The 15,543-nt window shown below is 61.5% G+C and carries 14 protein-coding genes; 5 read left to right on the top strand and 9 right to left on the bottom strand.

The features are described from left to right. Positions 1 to 101 precede the first annotated feature (101 nt). From ACQY47_RS17265 to ACQY47_RS17255, 3 genes are all read right to left on the bottom strand, one after another. Positions 102 to 1,871, bottom strand: a complete 1,770-nt coding sequence (locus ACQY47_RS17265) for an acyl-CoA dehydrogenase C-terminal domain-containing protein (protein ID WP_428550540.1) — start codon at positions 1,869 to 1,871, stop codon at positions 102 to 104. A gap of 90 nt (positions 1,872 to 1,961) precedes the next feature. Next, positions 1,962 to 3,251 (bottom strand): GGDEF domain-containing protein, encoded by a 1,290-nt coding sequence (locus ACQY47_RS17260; protein ID WP_017138033.1) that lies wholly within the window; start codon positions 3,249 to 3,251, stop codon positions 1,962 to 1,964. A gap of 206 nt (positions 3,252 to 3,457) precedes the next feature. Further along, complete coding sequence (locus ACQY47_RS17255; RefSeq protein ID WP_017138032.1) at positions 3,458 to 5,263, bottom strand: phenylacyl-CoA dehydrogenase; 1,806 nt, start codon at positions 5,261 to 5,263, stop codon at positions 3,458 to 3,460. A gap of 52 nt (positions 5,264 to 5,315) precedes the next feature. Here ACQY47_RS17255 and ACQY47_RS17250 point away from each other — a divergent pair, with 52 nt between their 5' ends. Further along, the gene (locus ACQY47_RS17250; protein WP_428550535.1) at positions 5,316 to 5,456 is read left to right on the top strand and encodes a hypothetical protein; all 141 of its coding nucleotides are present in this window, start codon (positions 5,316 to 5,318) and stop codon (positions 5,454 to 5,456) included. Between the two features lie 156 nt (positions 5,457 to 5,612). Here the strand turns inward: ACQY47_RS17250 and ACQY47_RS17245 are convergent, their stop codons facing one another. From ACQY47_RS17245 to bioB, 6 genes are all read right to left on the bottom strand, one after another. Next, on the bottom strand, positions 5,613 to 5,894 hold the full coding sequence (locus ACQY47_RS17245; protein WP_017138029.1) for a hypothetical protein: 282 nt from the start codon (positions 5,892 to 5,894) through the stop codon (positions 5,613 to 5,615). Between the two features lie 106 nt (positions 5,895 to 6,000). Continuing rightward, positions 6,001 to 6,681 (bottom strand): dethiobiotin synthase, encoded by a 681-nt coding sequence (gene bioD / locus ACQY47_RS17240; RefSeq protein ID WP_428550532.1) that lies wholly within the window; start codon positions 6,679 to 6,681, stop codon positions 6,001 to 6,003. After that, complete coding sequence (bioC, locus tag ACQY47_RS17235; protein ID WP_017138027.1) at positions 6,678 to 7,490, bottom strand: malonyl-ACP O-methyltransferase BioC; 813 nt, start codon at positions 7,488 to 7,490, stop codon at positions 6,678 to 6,680. The genes bioD and bioC overlap by 4 nt, the downstream gene beginning before the upstream one ends. Next, on the bottom strand, positions 7,483 to 8,214 hold the full coding sequence (locus ACQY47_RS17230) for an alpha/beta fold hydrolase (RefSeq protein WP_017138026.1): 732 nt from the start codon (positions 8,212 to 8,214) through the stop codon (positions 7,483 to 7,485). The genes bioC and ACQY47_RS17230 overlap by 8 nt, the downstream gene beginning before the upstream one ends. Further along, the gene (gene bioF, locus ACQY47_RS17225; protein WP_176991595.1) at positions 8,207 to 9,388 is read right to left on the bottom strand and encodes an 8-amino-7-oxononanoate synthase; all 1,182 of its coding nucleotides are present in this window, start codon (positions 9,386 to 9,388) and stop codon (positions 8,207 to 8,209) included. The genes ACQY47_RS17230 and bioF overlap by 8 nt, the downstream gene beginning before the upstream one ends. 156 nt (positions 9,389 to 9,544) lie before the next feature. Continuing rightward, complete coding sequence (gene bioB, locus ACQY47_RS17220; RefSeq protein WP_017138024.1) at positions 9,545 to 10,600, bottom strand: biotin synthase BioB; 1,056 nt, start codon at positions 10,598 to 10,600, stop codon at positions 9,545 to 9,547. A 114-nt stretch (positions 10,601 to 10,714) separates the two neighbouring features. Between bioB and ACQY47_RS17215 the strand changes: the two genes are divergently transcribed. From ACQY47_RS17215 to ACQY47_RS17200, 4 genes are all read left to right on the top strand, one after another. Continuing rightward, complete coding sequence (locus ACQY47_RS17215) at positions 10,715 to 11,452, top strand: ComF family protein (RefSeq protein WP_428550527.1); 738 nt, start codon at positions 10,715 to 10,717, stop codon at positions 11,450 to 11,452. Positions 11,453 to 11,509: 57 nt separating this feature from the next. Further along, the gene (locus tag ACQY47_RS17210; protein ID WP_017138022.1) at positions 11,510 to 12,274 is read left to right on the top strand and encodes a TOBE domain-containing protein; all 765 of its coding nucleotides are present in this window, start codon (positions 11,510 to 11,512) and stop codon (positions 12,272 to 12,274) included. Between the two features lie 79 nt (positions 12,275 to 12,353). Beyond that, positions 12,354 to 14,252 (top strand): PhoX family protein, encoded by a 1,899-nt coding sequence (locus tag ACQY47_RS17205; RefSeq protein WP_017138021.1) that lies wholly within the window; start codon positions 12,354 to 12,356, stop codon positions 14,250 to 14,252. Between the two features lie 167 nt (positions 14,253 to 14,419). Continuing rightward, positions 14,420 to 15,394: a serine/threonine protein kinase gene (locus ACQY47_RS17200; RefSeq protein ID WP_056857817.1), complete on the top strand. Its 975-nt coding sequence runs from the start codon at positions 14,420 to 14,422 to the stop codon at positions 15,392 to 15,394. Positions 15,395 to 15,543 lie beyond the last annotated feature (149 nt).

Here is a 15,543-nt window from a genome sequence, read left to right as displayed (position 1 = left end):
CTTGCCTGCGATGCGGACACCTCGGTACATCAGGTACACCGAGTTGATGCCATCGCAGGCAAGCCAGCTCCCACATTTTGACCGCGGTGATTCAGTCGCCTTTACAAGGCAAACAACTGCGCAGGCAAGCTCATCAGGCACTCACTGCCCGCCTCCACGGCGGCGCGGTGCGTTGCAGTACGCGGCAACAAGCGCTTGAAGTAGAAATCGCAGGTGGCCAATTTGGCCTGGGCGAACGCTGCGTCGTCATGCGACTGGGCCGCAATGGCCATGCGCAACCACAGGTACGCCAGAATGATGTAACCGCTGTACATCAAGTAATCCACCGCCGCCGCGCCCACTTCATCCGGGTTTTTCATGGCAGCCACGCCGACCTTCATCGTCAGCTCGCCCCATTGCTGGTTCAGTTGGTTGAGCTGCTCAACCTGGGCCTTGAGCTGCGGGTGCTCGGCATTCGCCGCGCAGAACTTATGCACAAGCTTGGTAAACCCGCGCAGCAACTTGCCCTGGCTGCCCAGGACCTTACGGCCCAGCAAGTCGAGCGCCTGGATGCCATTAGTGCCTTCATAGATCGGCGCAATCCGCGCATCACGCGCCAGTTGCTCCATGCCCCATTCGCGAATGTAGCCATGGCCGCCGAACACCTGCATACCGTGGTTGGTCACCTCCAGCCCGGTTTCGGTCATAAAGGCTTTGCAGATAGGTGTGAGGAACGCCAACAGATCTTCGGCCTCCTGGCGTTGGGCGGCGTCACTGCTCAAGTGCGCGGTGTCGAGCAGTTGCGCGGTGAAGTAGGTCAGCGCCCGATTGCCTTCATTGAAGGCCTTCATGGTCAGCAACATGCGCCGCACGTCGGCGTGCACGATGATCGGGTCGGCGGCTTTATCCGGGGCCTTGGCGCCGGTCAGCGAGCGCATTTGCAGGCGGTCGTTGGCGTATTTGATCGCGCCCTGGAAACTCGCCTCACCATTGCACAAACCCTGCATGCCAGTGCCCAGGCGCGCGTGGTTCATCATGGTGAACATGCAATTGAGGCCTTTGTTCGCCTCGCCAATCAAAAAGCCCTTGGCGCCGTCAAAGTTCAGCACGCAGGTGGCCGAGGCCTTGATGCCCATCTTGTGCTCGATGGAACCACAGTGCACCGCATTGCGCTCGCCTGAATCGGCATGGAACTTGGGCACGATAAACAACGAGATACCTTTGGTGCCCGCCGGTGCGTCCGGCAGTTTGGCCAGCACCAAGTGAATGATATTGGCGCTCATGTCGTGCTCGCCGGCCGAGATAAAGATCTTGCTGCCGGTGACCGCGTAACTGCCGTCCGCCTGGGGCACGGCGCGGGTCTTGATCAAACCCAGGTCAGTGCCACAGTGGGCTTCGGTGAGGCACATGGTGCCGGTCCATTCGCCGGCGGTGAGTTTGGTCAGGTAGGTGGCTTTCTGTTCTTCAGTGCCGTGGGCGTGAATCGCCGACATTGCACCGTGGGTGAGACCCGGGTACATGCCCCAGGAGGTGTTGCTGGAGCCGATCATTTCGCTGAGCACCAGGCCCAGGGACAGCGGCAAGCCCTGGCCACCGTAGACCGGGTCCGCCGCCACGCCATGCCAGCCGCCTTCCACGTAGTGGGCGAAAGCTTCCTTGAAGCCCTTGGGCGTGGTGACCACGCCATTGTCGAAGTGGCAGCCTTCTTCATCGCCACTGCGATTGAGCGGCGACAGCACGTTTTCGCAGAATTTGGCGCCTTCTTCGAGAATCGCGCTGACCATATCCGGGCTCGCGTCGGTGGCGCCCAAGGCGGCGTAGTGGCCGTGAAAATCAAACACGTTGTCGATCAGAAAGCGCATGTCGCGCAGGGGAGCTTTGTACTCAGGCATGGCAATGTCTCCGGCAGCAGATACTTTCAACCTACTGCCGGTCATCGCCTCGAACAATCACTGTAGAACCGCTGAATACACCGCCATCACTCAACCGGCAGCGCTCTCCATGCGCACCGCGCCGCGCCGGGTTTGCCCGGCAGCGACCACGCAGTTACGCCCCGCGCCCTTGGCCGCGTAGAGCGCCTGATCGGCGGACTTGAGCACTTCTTCAGGCGTGCGCTGCTCGACCTGGCGCTCGGCCACGCCGATGCTGACCGTCACCGACACACTCGAGGCGCCACTGCCCACCCGGCGTTGGCGGCCCTGCTGGTCGTCGTGGGGACGGTCCGGGTTGCGCAGCTTGATGGCGTAGTTGGCGATGATCTCGCGGATTTCTTCCAGGTGCGGCATGCACTCGTCCAACGTCTTGCCAGCGAACACCACGGCAAACTCTTCCCCGCCATAGCGATAGGCACGCCCGCCGCCATTGACCTTCGACAGCTTGCTGGCCACCAGCCGCAGCACTTGGTCACCGACATCGTGGCCGTGGGTGTCGTTAAAGCGCTTGAAGTGATCGACGTCGCTCATCGCCAACACATAATTGCGCCCCAGCCGTTGCATGCGCTCATTGAGCGCGCGCCGCCCCGGCAAGCCGGTGAGTTCATCGCGAAAGGCCATCTGATAAGCCTCGTGCGCCACGCCGGCGGCAATCATCAGCATTACCTGGCTGCACATGATGTTCAGCGTGAACGGCAGGATAAAGGTTTGCGGCAACATCCAGAACAGCCCTAGCAAACCCACCAGTTGCGCCGCGTGCAAGGGCCGCGGCTGATACCAGTACTGCGCCGCCAGGGTGACAAAACCTATCAGGAACATCGGGTACGACAGCTGGATCAGGCTCATCCAGCTGCCATGCAGCGCCGGCCAGCGAATCTCCGCCAGCCAGTTCAGCAAGGCTTGGGGGAAACTCTGCTCAAGCGCCAGGGCTACGCTGCCAAACGCAAAAAGCACGGCGCAGCGCGCCACAAAGTCGCGGAACAGGTGGGTTTTCTCCTGCCACAGCGCGTAAATGCTGAACAGCAACGGCAACAGCAAGCAACACAGATGGAACACCACTGCGGCGTCTTCACGGACGCGGCCGTTATCGCGGTAATAATCGGTCTGGGTGTCGAGCAGGAAGTAAACGACGTACACCGTGATCATCAGAAACAGCTCACGCTGGCGCCGATACACCGCGCAGTACGCGCCGCCGAGCAACAGCACCAAGGTCGGCAGCACATTGAACAGCGAGGTAAAGAACACGCTGAGGTCTTTGACATACGCAGCCGAGAGCCCGGCCAGCAACAGCAGCAACGAAGGGAGAAAATGACTGAACCGTACAGCGGACACGCGTGACAAGGGTAAAGCTCCGACCCGCCCAGAAAGATGGCACAGTGCCTTCACTGAGCACAGTTAAGCACATTCAATGTGACCTGTATCACATTGCCATCACTGTAACGGCAGCCACGCGCAATCCCTGAGTGCTGTGCTGTGTTTTTTATCGCCGCACATAAAAAAACCGCCGCTTCCAAAAGAAGCGGCGGTTTTCAGGAGACCGGCAGGGCTTAGTAAGCCAGGCCGAAGTCTTCTTCTTTCATGTCCATCAGGTTGTTGGCGCCCGACAGCATGGTGACCTTATGGGTCTGGGTACGCGGCAGGATGCGCTGGAAGTAGAAGCGCGCCGTCTGCAGCTTGGCGGTGTAGAACGCCTCTTCGGTGGTGCCGGCAGCCAGTTTTTCAGCAGCCAGGCGTGCCATGTCGGCCCAGAAGTAAGCCAGGCACGCGTAGCCGGAGTACATCAGGTAGTCCACCGAGGCGGCACCGACTTCTTCACGGTCTTTCATCGCGGCCATACCGACCTTCATGGTCAACTCGCCCCACTCTTTGTTCAGTGCCGCCAGCGGTGCAACGAATTCTTTGACGGCTTCGTTGCCTTCGTTGGCCTGGCAGAACTTGTGCACGATCTTGGTGAAGCCCTTGAGCGCTTCGCCTTGAGTCATCAGCACTTTACGGCCCAGCAAGTCGAGTGCCTGGATGCCGGTGGTGCCTTCGTACAGCATCGAAATGCGGCTGTCGCGAACGTTCTGCTCCATGCCCCACTCGGCGATAAAGCCGTGGCCGCCGTAGATCTGCACACCGTGGTTGGCCGATTCAAAACCGACCTCGGTCATGAACGCCTTGGCGATTGGGGTCATGAACGCCAGCAGGCCGTCGGCTTGCTTCTTGGCTTCGTCGTCGGTGCCGTACTTGACGATGTCCACTTGCTTGGCGGTGAAGTACACCATCGCACGGTTGCCTTCAGCGAAGGCTTTCATGGTCAGCAGCATACGGCGCACATCAGGGTGCACGATGATCGGGTCAGCGGCTTTGTCCGGCGCTTTCGGGCCAGTCAGCGAGCGCATTTGCAGGCGGTCGCGAGCGTATTTCAGGCCGCCCTGGAAGCCGATTTCAGCGTGGGACAAGCCTTGCAGCGCGGTGCCCAGGCGAGCGGTGTTCATAAAGGTGAACATGCAGTTCAGGCCTTTGTTCGCCGGGCCGATCAGGAAACCGGTGGCCGCGTCGAAGTTCATCACGCAGGTGGCGTTACCGTGGATGCCCATCTTGTGTTCCAGGGAACCACAGGTCACCGCGTTGCGCTCGCCGATCGAGCCGTCTGCGTTCGGCAGGAATTTAGGCACGATGAACAGCGAAATACCCTTGGTGCCGGCCGGTGCGTCCGGCAGGCGGGCCAGTACGATATGGACGATGTTGTCGGCCATGTCGTGTTCACCGGCCGAGATGAAGATCTTGGTGCCGGAGACTTTGTAGGAACCATCAGCCTGAGGTTCGGCCTTGGTGCGCAGCATGCCCAGGTCGGTGCCGCAGTGCGGCTCGGTCAGGCACATGGTGCCGGTCCACTCACCCGAAACCAGCTTGGTCAGGTAAGCGTCTTGCTGTTGCGGGGTGCCGTGCTCGGAGATGGTGTTCATCGCACCGTGGGACAGGCCAGGGTACATGCCCCACGACCAGTTGGCGGCGCCAACCATCTCGCTCACGGCCAGGCCCAGGGATTCCGGCAGGCCTTGGCCACCGTGCTCCACGTCGTGGGCCAGGCTTGGCCAGCCGCCTTCGACGAACTGCTTGTAGGCTTCTTTGAAACCAGTAGGGGTTTTTACGCCTGACTCGCTCCAGGTACACCCTTCGATGTCACCCACGCGGTTCAACGGTGCCAGCACTTGCTCACAGAACTTGGCGCCTTCCTCAAGAATGGCGTCAACCATGTCCGGGGTAGCGTCCTGGCAAGCCGGCAGGCTCTGATAGTGCGCTTCATAACCGAGCAGTTCGTCACGAACGAAGCGAATATCACGCAAGGGGGCCTTGTAGTCAGGCATAGCGATAAACCTCTGCTGATGTATCTGGGATGAACAACCGCGTGGATTTGTTATGGCGGTCAAACAGGTGTTTGAAACATACGTTTACGACCTGGGGTTGTCAAGCATCGCGCCGAAGCCGTTTGTCATGACGCGCATCAATGCCACGCACGGCAAGGCCTGCGGCGGGATGCCACGTGATTTGAAAGTGTAGAAGTTCGCGAGGGCGAATCAGGACAATGTGGGAGCTGGCTTGCCTGCGATACAGGCGCCGCGGTGTATCAGGAGAATTGAGTCGATGCTATCGCAGGCAAGCCAGCTCCCACACAAGCCAGCTCCCACAGAAGAGCCGGCGTGTGCCGATAGAAAGTTAAGCGTAGGTGTCGATCAACGTGCCAAGCATTTCATCCGAAGCCTTGGCAACTTTCGCGCCCAGCTCCACTTGAAACTTGCCTTGGGCCATTTCGACCATGTTGCTCGCCGAGTTGGACGGCTGGGCGCGATCGTTGGCTTGCAGACGATCACTTTGTGCATCCGAGGGCTGGGTGGTCGCGGCGCCGGCAATTTTGCCGGCGGCCTGGTCGACGCGGTTCTGCCCGGCCTGAATAGTGCTCAGCCCCGAATAAAACGCGCTGCTTCCAGAGATTTCCATGGCGTAAGCCTGCCTTTAGAGAATCGTGAACTTGAATTGAAGCAGACATCCTGGCAAAACGCCCGTCAAAAACACTAATGGCATAATGCCTTAGCGATAGCCAAAATCAGTCAAGCAGGTCCAATTCCAGGTACTCGGCCACCACTTTCGCGCTGGCCTGCTTGAGCTTTGGCACCCGCCCCAGGCACGGCGCAGGCAACCGCTCAGCCAGGGTGGCGAGGTTCTCTTCCAGACGAGAGGTCTTGGGGTCGATGATATTTGCCACCCAACCCGCCAACGGCAAACCGTCCCGCGCGATGGCTTCGGCGGTGAGCAGCGCATGGCTGATACAACCCAGACGCACGCCCACCACCAGGATCACCGGCAGCTTGAGCGCGATGGCCAGGTCTGACAGGTTGTCCTGATCGGCCAACGGCACCCGCCAGCCGCCTGCGCCTTCGATCAAGGTGAAATCGGCGTGTTGCGCGAGTATGTGCTGCATCGGTTTCAACAGTGATTGCACCGTGAGCGCCACACCCGCCTCCCGCGCGGCCAGGTGCGGCGCAATCGCGGGTTCAAAGGCCACCGGGTTGACCTCGGCATAGGTCAACGGCAGCGAACATTCGGCCAGCAGTGCTAAAGCGTCGGCGTTGCGCAAACCTTTTGGGGTGAGCTGGCAGCCTGAGGCCACCGGTTTTCCGGCGGCGGTGCTTTTACCCGCCAGCCGCGCGGCATGCAGCAGCCCGGCGGCGATGGTGGTTTTGCCCACATCGGTGTCGGTGCCGGTGATGAAATAAGCGGCGCTCATAACGGTTTCTCCAGTACGGCATACACCACTTGGTACGTGGCGGGCAGGCCCTGGGCCTGGCGGAACTGCTCGTAAGCGTGCACCAGTGCAACAATCCGCGCGCGCCCCGTCAACCCTCCCGGGCGACCGGGGTTGAGGTTATGCGCGCCCAACGCCTTGAGTTCGTGGGTCAGGCTGCGCACATCCGGGTAATGCAACACGTGAGGCTGGCGCTCCAGGCTCAGCACCCGCAAACCGCTGGCAGCACACAGCTGTTGGTAAGCCTCGAAGGTGCGGAAGCGGTTGACGTGAACCAGGCCATCCGCCGCACGCCAGCTTTGGCGCAACTCGTCCAGGGTGCCCACGCACAGGCTCGCAAATGCGAAGACGCCCCCGGGTTGCAGCACACGACAGGCCTCACTGAGCACCGCGTCGAAATTCGCGCACCACTGCACCGCCAGGCTGGAGAACAGCAGCTGGAAGCTCTCAGTTGCAAGCGGCAAGCGTTCTGCATCCCCCGCAATAAAGTGCTGCGCGCCCCCTAAAGGCCGCGCATGGTTGAGCATGCCCTCGGCAATATCCAGCGCTACGCCTTGGCTTGCTGGCAACAGTTCGCCCAGTGCACGGCTGAAATAACCCGTGCCGCAGCCCACATCCAGCCAGCGTCTGGCCGCGATGGCAGCTGGCAGGCGAGACAACAGCTCATGCCCGACTGCGCGCTGCAACTCGGCGACGCTGTCGTAGCTGGCTGCTGCGCGGGAAAACGAGGCCGCCACCTGGCGCTTGTCCGGCAAACCGCCCGGCAGTGGCGGCTGGGATAAATCAGTCATCAACACACTCATGCAAAAAAGCCTGGATGGCCCCCGCTACACCGTGAGGGTCTTCCAGAAGAAAAGCGTGACCGGCCTGTTCAATCAGGCCGATTTCTACATCGGGCAGCAGGGCCAATAGATCACCCGCGGCTTCAGCGGGCACTAAACCGTCCAACCCCGCAAACAGGTGCAGTTGCGGGCCACGAAACGCTTGCAAAGCGGCGCGGGTATCCAGTTGAGCAAGCAGTTCCAGGCCCGGCATCAACACACTCGACAACGTATTCGGCGCCCCGCTGACCAACAGGCGCGACAGCCCGCGCGGGTCGGCAGCGCCCTTGGCACACAGCAGGCCAAAGCGTTTGAGCGTGACCTGAGAATCGGCATGGCAACCCGCGAGGAACGCATCGAACGTCTCGGCAGGCATCGCACTGGGCCAGCCTTGATGGGCGACAAAACACGGGTTGCTCGCCAATGTCAGCAGCCCGCAGCAGCGCTCGCCGCGCCGCGCCGCCAACTCGGAAGCGAGCATGCCGCCCAGGGACCAGCCGCCCAACCAGGCGTTGTCCGGCAGTGTGGCGTCGAGTTCGTCGAGCCATTCATCCAGATCGCTGGAAGCCAGCACCGGCAACGGTTCGATATGCACTTGCAGGTGTTCGTCCAAACCCTGCAAGGCGCCAGCCAAAGGCTCCAGCGGTGAAACGCCGAGCCCCCAACCGGGCAGTAATACCAGTCGATCACGCATGGTCGGGCTCCGTAATACTTAACAACCGGAAACACGCTTCCAATGCGCTTAACAATAGCTGCACCTGGGCCGCGCTGTGGGCCGCTGTCAGTGTCACGCGCAAACGCGCACTGCCGGCCGGCACAGTCGGTGGGCGGATGGCTGTCACCATCAGGCCGCGCTCGCGCAGCATCTGCGACAGGCGCATGGCGGTGGCGCTGTCGCCAATCAGGATCGGCTGGATCGGCGTGAAGCTGTCCATCAACCGCAGGCCAAGCTGCTCGGCGCCCTGGCGGAACTGGCGGATCAGACCATTGAGGTGCTCACGCCGCCAGTGCTCGGTGCGCAGCAGCTCCAGGCTTTTCAAAGTGGCGCAGGCCAATGCCGGTGGCTGGCTGGTGGTGTAGATGTAGGGCCGGGCGAACTGGATCAGGCTTTCGATCAGCTCTTCACTGCCCGCCACAAACGCCCCGGCGGTGCCGAACGCTTTACCGAGGGTGCCGACCAATACCGGCACGTCTTCCTGGCTCAAGCCGAAATGCTCGACAATTCCACCGCCCGTAGCACCTAACGGCCCGAAGCCATGGGCGTCATCGACCATCAACCAGGCGCCTTTGGCGCGTGCCTCACGGGCCAGCGCAGGCAGGTCGGCCAGATTACCGTCCATGCTGAACACACCATCGGTGACCACCAGCGTATTGCCGGTCGCCTTCTCCAGGCGTTTGGCCAGGCTGCTGGCGTCGTTATGCAGATAGCGGTTGAAACGCGCCCCGGACAACAGGCCGGCGTCCAGCAGCGAGGCGTGGTTGAGCCGGTCCTCCAGCACCGTATCGCCCTGCCCCACCAACGCGGTGACCGCGCCCAGGTTGGCCATATAGCCGGTGGTAAACAGCAGTGCACGCGGGCGCCCTGTGAGGTCGGCCAGTGCTTCCTCGAGTTCATGGTGCGGCGTGGCATGGCCGATCACCAGGTGCGAAGCGCCACCGCCCACGCCCCATCGGGAGGCCCCGGCGCGCCAGGCTTCGATCACTTGTGGATGATTGGCCAGGCCCAGGTAGTCGTTATTGCAGAATGCCAGCAGCGGCTGGCCATCCACCACCACTTGCGGGCCTTGCGGGCTCTCAAGCAAAGGGCGTTGGCGATAAAGGTGTTCGGCCCGGCGGGCAGCGAGGCGCGCGGCGAGATCAAAAGACATGCAGGCCTCGGCAGTTCAGGTTGAACACGATCCAATGTGGGAGCTGGCTTGCCTGCGATGACGGCAGAACATTCAGTATCAATGTGCCTGGAAGACCGCTATCGCAGGCAAGCCAACTCCCACAGTTGGATTGCGTTTCAAATGTGGAGAGAGGCGTTAAACCACCGCGTTATAGAACTGCTCGCTGCTCTTTTGCTCCACCAACGCCTGCTCAATCGCTGCCTGATGCACTTCATCGGCGTGCTCTTCACGCGCCTCCGGCAAGATCCCCAGGCGCGAGAACAGTTGCATGTCCTTGTCGGCCTGCGGGTTGGCGGTGGTCAGCAACTTGTCGCCGTAGAAGATCGAGTTGGCACCGGCGAAAAACGCCAGGGCCTGCATCTGCTCGTTCATCGCCTCACGGCCGGCCGACAAGCGCACATGGGATTGCGGCATCAGGATGCGCGCCACGGCGAGCATGCGGATAAAGTCAAACGGGTCGATGTCTTCGGCGTTTTCCAGCGGCGTACCGGCGACCTTCACCAGCATGTTGATCGGCACCGACTCCGGATGCTCCGGCAGGTTGGCCAGTTGGATCAGCAGGTTGGCGCGGTCGTCGAGGGACTCGCCCATGCCGAGGATGCCGCCCGAGCAGATCTTCATCCCCGAATCACGCACGTAGGCCAGGGTTTGCAGGCGCTCTCCGTAGGTGCGGGTGGTGATAATGCTGCCGTAAAACTCAGGCGAGGTGTCGAGGTTGTGGTTGTAGTAGTCCAGGCCGGCCTGGGCCAGGGCTTCGGTCTGGTCCTGGTCGAGACGGCCGAGGGTCATGCAGGTTTCCAGGCCCATGGCCTTCACGCCTTTGACCATCTGCAGCACGTAGGGCATGTCTTTGGCCGATGGGTGCTTCCAGGCGGCGCCCATGCAGAAGCGCGTCGAACCGATGGCTTTGGCGCGAGCGGCCTCTTCGAGGACCTTCTGCACCTCCATCAGCTTTTCTTTTTCCAGACCGGTGTTGTAGTGGCCCGACTGCGGACAATATTTGCAATCTTCCGGGCAGGCGCCGGTTTTGATCGACAGCAAGGTCGAGACCTGCACGCGGTTGGCGTCGAAATGCGCGCGGTGCACGGTCTGCGCCTGGAACAACAGGTCGTTGAAGGGTTGCACAAACAGCGCTTTGACTTCGGCTAAAGACCAATCGTGACGCAGGGTGGCAGAGGTGCTGGCGCTCATGGGCGATTCCTTGATTATGCTTGGGCTTACGCTGTGGGAAGGGCAATACCGGCAATACCCGCAATACCCACAGTCAGTCACGACACGGATGCTCGGCATATTTAAGGAAGATTCATGCACTGTCAACTCAGATACAAACATCAGGTTTACATCTGGTTAGAAAACAACCAGACCTGTTTAATTTGCGATGAAGCAACAAACTCCAACCACACTGTGTGCAACGTCTGCGAAACCGAGCTGCCCTGGCTGCTGGAGCATTGCGAGGTGTGCGCCCTGCCCCTGCCGATGGAGGGTTTGATTTGCGGCCCCTGTCAAAAAAAGCCGCCTGCCTATAAACAGGTGATCGCACCCTGGACCTACGGTTTCCCCGTCGACACCCTTATCAGCCGCTTCAAACACCAGTCGCGCTGGCCGCTGGGTCATCTGCTCGCACACTTGCTGGGCCAGTATCTGCAACACCGTTTCGACAACACCGCACTTACCCGCCCCGACTGCCTACTGCCGGTGCCCATGGCGCGCAAGCGTCTGCGTGAGCGCGGCTTCAACCAATCGTTGATGTTGGCCCGCTGGCTCAGCGAAGACCTCGACCTCCCACACGATGAACACCTGTTGTTACGCCCCCATGAAACCGTCGCGCAACAAGCCCTCGACGCCAAAACCCGCCAACGCAACCTGCTCACCGCGTTTGCGCTGGCACCCGGCGCCCAGGTGCAGGGCCGCCACTTTGCGCTGGTAGACGACGTACTCACTACCGGCGCCACCGCCCACAGCCTGGCCCGCCTATTGATGGACGCCGGCGCTCGTCAGGTCGATGTGTACTGTCTGGCCCGCACGCCAAAACCAGGCTCATGACTTGACTCGCGTGCGCCGCGCCTGCAACGTCCGCTGACCTTATCGAAGCGTATCCACATGTCTCTGCCGACCTCACTCAGCCAACACATCATCCGCCGCCCCCAGCGCATCGCCCTGTTGGCGCATATTGCCGAGCAGGGCTCGATTACCCGCGCGGCCAAGAGCGCTGGCCTGAGTTACAAGGCCGCGTGGGATGCGATCGACGAGTTGAACAACCTGGCGCAAAAGCCGCTGGTGGAGCGCAGCGTCGGCGGCAAAGGTGGCGGCGGCGCCAAGCTGACGGCCGAAGGTGAGCGCGTGCTGCGCCTGTACCAACGCCTGCAAGTGTTGCAGGCCGAGGTGCTGGGTTCGGATGAGGACGCGAGCGACTTCAACCTGCTCGGCCGCCTGATGTTGCGCACCAGCGCGCGCAACCAATTGCACGGCCAGGTCAGCGCCATCGAACACCAGGGCCGCAATGACTTGATTCGCCTGCAACTCTCGGGCGGCTTGAGCCTGAGTGCGCAGATCACTCACGACAGCACGCAGCGGCTGGAGCTGGAAACCGGCGTTGAAGTGGTCGCCTTGATCAAGGCCGGATGGCTGGAATTGCTCGCCATCGGGCAGGCTGCAACACCTGGACACAATTGTGTGAGCGGTGTGATAGAGACGATTCTCGACGCCGATGACGGCCCCAGCGAAGTGCGCATCACCCTGCCCAACGGCCAAGTTTTATGCGCCCTGGCGCAGCCCGCCGCGCTCCAGGTACTGGGTGTCGTCGAAGGCGGCCAAGTCCAGGTGCAATTCTCACCCAACAATGTGCTGCTCGGCACACCGGTTTAGGCGCCCGCCATCTTTAAGCTGCAACAAATTCGTCACGAGCGCTCCTTAAGGTGTCTGCAAAAACCGCAGGGAGCCTGAAATGAGCCTATTAGAAGAAAACCAAGCCACCGACCTTGAACAGATGGTCGGCCTCACCCGCCGCCGTTTTATCGGCGCCGGCGCCCTGTGCGGTGCCGCGATGTTCCTGGGTGGCAACCTGCTCACGCGCAGCGCAATGGCCGTGAACGCTGCCACCGCCAGCCCCTTGCTGGGCTTTGCCAGCATCGCTGCGGCCACCAGCGACGCCATCACCTTGCCGCCGGGTTACTCCGCCTCGGTACTGATCAGTTGGGGCCAGCCGCTGCACAAGAACGCGCCAGCCTTCGACCCGTCCGGCAATGGCACTGCCAAGGCCCAGGAACAGCAGTTCGGTGACAACAACGACGGCATGAGCCTGTTCGCCTTCCCCGGTGACAACAACCGTGCGCTGATGGCCATCAACAACGAATATACCAACTACCGCTACCTCTACGCCCATGGCGGCGCGCCGCAATCGGCTGAAGACGTGCGCAAGGCCCAGGCCAGCGAAGGTGTGTCGGTGATAGAGGTGCGGCGCAAGGGCGACACCTGGCAGTTCGTGCAGGACTCGCGCTACAACCGCCGCATCCACGGTAACTCGCCGATCCGCCTGGGTGGCCCCGCTGCCGGCCATGCCTGGCTGAAAACCAGCGCCGACAAAACCGGCAAAAAAGCCCTTGGCACCTTCCAGAACTGCGCCAACGGCAAGACGCCATGGGGCACTTACCTGACCTGCGAAGAGAACTTCACCGACTGCTTTGGCAGCAGCAACCCGCAACAAAGCTTCGACGCCGGGCAAAAACGCTACGGCGTGGTGGCCGCCAGCCGCGAGATCAATTGGCACCTGCACGACCCGCGCTTCGACATGGCCAAGAACCCCAACGAACTCAATCGCCACGGCTGGGTGGTGGAAATCGACCCGTTCGACCCGCAATCCACACCGGTCAAGCGCACTGCCCTGGGCCGCTTCAAACACGAAAACGCCGCACTGGCAGAAACCCGTGATGGCCGCGCCGTGGTGTACATGGGCGACGACGAGCGTGGCGAGTTCATCTACAAGTTCGTCAGCCGCGATCCGATCAACCACCACAACCCTAAAGCCAACAAGAACCTGCTCGACCACGGCACCCTATACGTGGCGATTTTCGATGCCGGCGACGGCAATGCCGACCACCCCAAGGGCAAAGGCGAATGGGTCGAACTCACCCACGGCAAAAACGGCATCGACGCCAGCTCGGGGTTTGCCAGCCAGGCCGAAGTGCTGATCCACGCGCGCCTGGCCGCCAGTGTGGTGAAAGCCACACGCATGGACCGCCCGGAATGGATCGTGGTCAGCCCCACCGACGGCCAGGTGTATTGCACGCTCACCAACAACGCCAAGCGCGGTGAAGACGGCCAGCCGGTGGGCGGGCCGAATCCGCGTGAGAAAAACGTGTATGGCCAGATCCTGCGCTGGAAAGCCGACGCGGATAACCACGGCGCCAACACCTTCACCTGGGATTTGTTTGTGGTGGCCGGCAACCCAGGTGTGCATGCCGGCACGCCAAAAGGCGGCTCGTCCAACATCAACCCGCAAAACATGTTCAACAGCCCCGACGGCCTGGGGTTCGACAAGGCCGGGCGCCTGTGGATCCTCACCGACGGCGACTACAGCAACAAGGGCGACTTCGCCGGCATGGGCAATAACCAGATGCTCTGCGCCGACCCCAACACCGGGGAAATCCGCCGCTTCATGGTCGGGCCGGTGGCGTGCGAGGTCACGGGTATCAGCTTTTCGCCGGACCAGAAGACCCTGTTTGTGGGGATTCAGCATCCGGGGGAAACCGGGGGTTCGACCTGGCCGGAGCATCTGCCCAACGGCAAGCCGCGCTCGTCGGTGATGGCGATTCGGCGTGATGATGGTGGGATAGTCGGCGCCTGACAGGGCCTCATCGCAGGCAAGCCAGCTCCCACCTTTGAGCGCATTCCACGCTCAAGTGTGGGAGCTGGCTTGCCTGCGATGGCAATGGCACAGTCGCCACCTATCTCAGCGTTGGTGCGTTACCATACCCGGCCGGACGCGGCGCCCTGCTGCGCGCAGGAGTTCGCATGGCCCATCCGTTTGAAACACTCACCCCCGATTTAGTACTCGACGCCGTCGAAAGCATCGGCTTTCTCAGCGACGCGCGCGTGTTGGCGCTTAACAGCTACGAAAACCGCGTGTATCAGGTGGGCATCGAAGACTCCGAGCCGCTGATCGCCAAGTTCTACCGCCCCCAGCGCTGGACCAACGAAGCGATCCTGGAAGAACACCGCTTCACCTTCGAACTGGCCGAGTGCGAAGTGCCGGTGGTTGCACCGCTGGTGCATAACGGCGAAAGCCTGTTCGAACACGCGGGCTTTCGCTTCACCCTGTTCCCACGCCGTGGCGGTCGGGCGCCGGAGCCGGGCAACCTGGATCAGCTGTATCGCCTCGGGCAATTGCTTGGCCGTTTGCACGCGGTGGGTTCCACCCGCCCGTTTGAACACCGCGAAGCCTTGGGTGTGAAAAACTTCGGTCACGATTCCCTCAACACCTTGCTTGAAGGCAATTTCATTCCCAAAAGCCTGCTGCCCGCTTACGAGTCTGTCGCGCGCGACCTGCTCAAGCGCGTGGAAGAGGTGTACAAGGCCACACCACACAAGAACATCCGCATGCACGGTGACTGCCACCCCGGCAACATGATGTGCCGCGACGAGATGTTCCACATCGTCGACCTGGACGACTGCCGCATGGGCCCGGCCGTGCAGGACCTGTGGATGATGCTCGCGGGCGACCGTCAGGAATGCCTGGGCCAGCTGTCGGAATTGATGGACGGCTACCAGGAGTTCCACGACTTCGACCCACGCGAACTGGCGCTGATCGAACCCCTGCGCGCCTTGCGCCTGATGCACTACAGCGCCTGGCTGGCCCGGCGCTGGGATGACCCGGCGTTCCCCCACAGCTTTCCGTGGTTTGGCAGCGAGCGGTATTGGGGCGACCAGGTGTTGGCGTTGCGTGAGCAACTGTCGGCGCTCAATGAAGAACCCCTCAAACTCTTCTAAAGAGCAGTACACCACCGGTGTGGGAGCTGGCTTGCCTGCGATTCAGACAACTCGGTGTATCAGTGGTACTAAGGTGATTTCATCGCAGGCAAGCCAGCTCCCACCGAAAAGCCCCTGCCTTGCCTGACAAAAATCCTTACAATCGCGCT

This window comes from Pseudomonas edaphica, assembly GCF_965277385.1.
In the GTDB taxonomy this organism is placed as follows: Bacteria; Pseudomonadota; Gammaproteobacteria; order Pseudomonadales; family Pseudomonadaceae; genus Aquipseudomonas; species Aquipseudomonas edaphica.
The sequence above is the reverse complement of the archived record's forward strand: the minus strand, read 5'-3'. Positions and strand labels throughout refer to the sequence as shown.

Excerpts from the sequence above, each read along its gene's own strand:
- ACQY47_RS17205 (WP_017138021.1), top strand. The coding sequence starts at position 12,354 with ATGAGCCTATTAGAAGAAAACCAAGCCACCGACCTTGAACAGATGGTC.
- ACQY47_RS17265 (WP_428550540.1), bottom strand. The coding sequence starts at position 1,871 with ATGCCTGAGTACAAAGCTCCCCTGCGCGACATGCGCTTTCTGATCGAC.
- ACQY47_RS17255 (WP_017138032.1), bottom strand. The coding sequence starts at position 5,263 with ATGCCTGACTACAAGGCCCCCTTGCGTGATATTCGCTTCGTTCGTGAC.
- bioB (WP_017138024.1), bottom strand. The coding sequence starts at position 10,600 with ATGAGCGCCAGCACCTCTGCCACCCTGCGTCACGATTGGTCTTTAGCC.
- bioF (WP_176991595.1), bottom strand. The coding sequence starts at position 9,388 with ATGTCTTTTGATCTCGCCGCGCGCCTCGCTGCCCGCCGGGCCGAACAC.
- ACQY47_RS17250 (WP_428550535.1), top strand. The coding sequence starts at position 5,316 with ATGGCGGTCAAACAGGTGTTTGAAACATACGTTTACGACCTGGGGTTG.
- bioC (WP_017138027.1), bottom strand. The coding sequence starts at position 7,490 with ATGACTGATTTATCCCAGCCGCCACTGCCGGGCGGTTTGCCGGACAAG.
- bioD (WP_428550532.1), bottom strand. The coding sequence starts at position 6,681 with ATGAGCGCCGCTTATTTCATCACCGGCACCGACACCGATGTGGGCAAA.
- ACQY47_RS17200 (WP_056857817.1), top strand. The coding sequence starts at position 14,420 with ATGGCCCATCCGTTTGAAACACTCACCCCCGATTTAGTACTCGACGCC.
- ACQY47_RS17245 (WP_017138029.1), bottom strand. The coding sequence starts at position 5,894 with ATGGAAATCTCTGGAAGCAGCGCGTTTTATTCGGGGCTGAGCACTATT.
- ACQY47_RS17210 (WP_017138022.1), top strand. The coding sequence starts at position 11,510 with ATGTCTCTGCCGACCTCACTCAGCCAACACATCATCCGCCGCCCCCAG.
- ACQY47_RS17215 (WP_428550527.1), top strand. The coding sequence starts at position 10,715 with ATGCACTGTCAACTCAGATACAAACATCAGGTTTACATCTGGTTAGAA.
- ACQY47_RS17230 (WP_017138026.1), bottom strand. The coding sequence starts at position 8,214 with ATGCGTGATCGACTGGTATTACTGCCCGGTTGGGGGCTCGGCGTTTCA.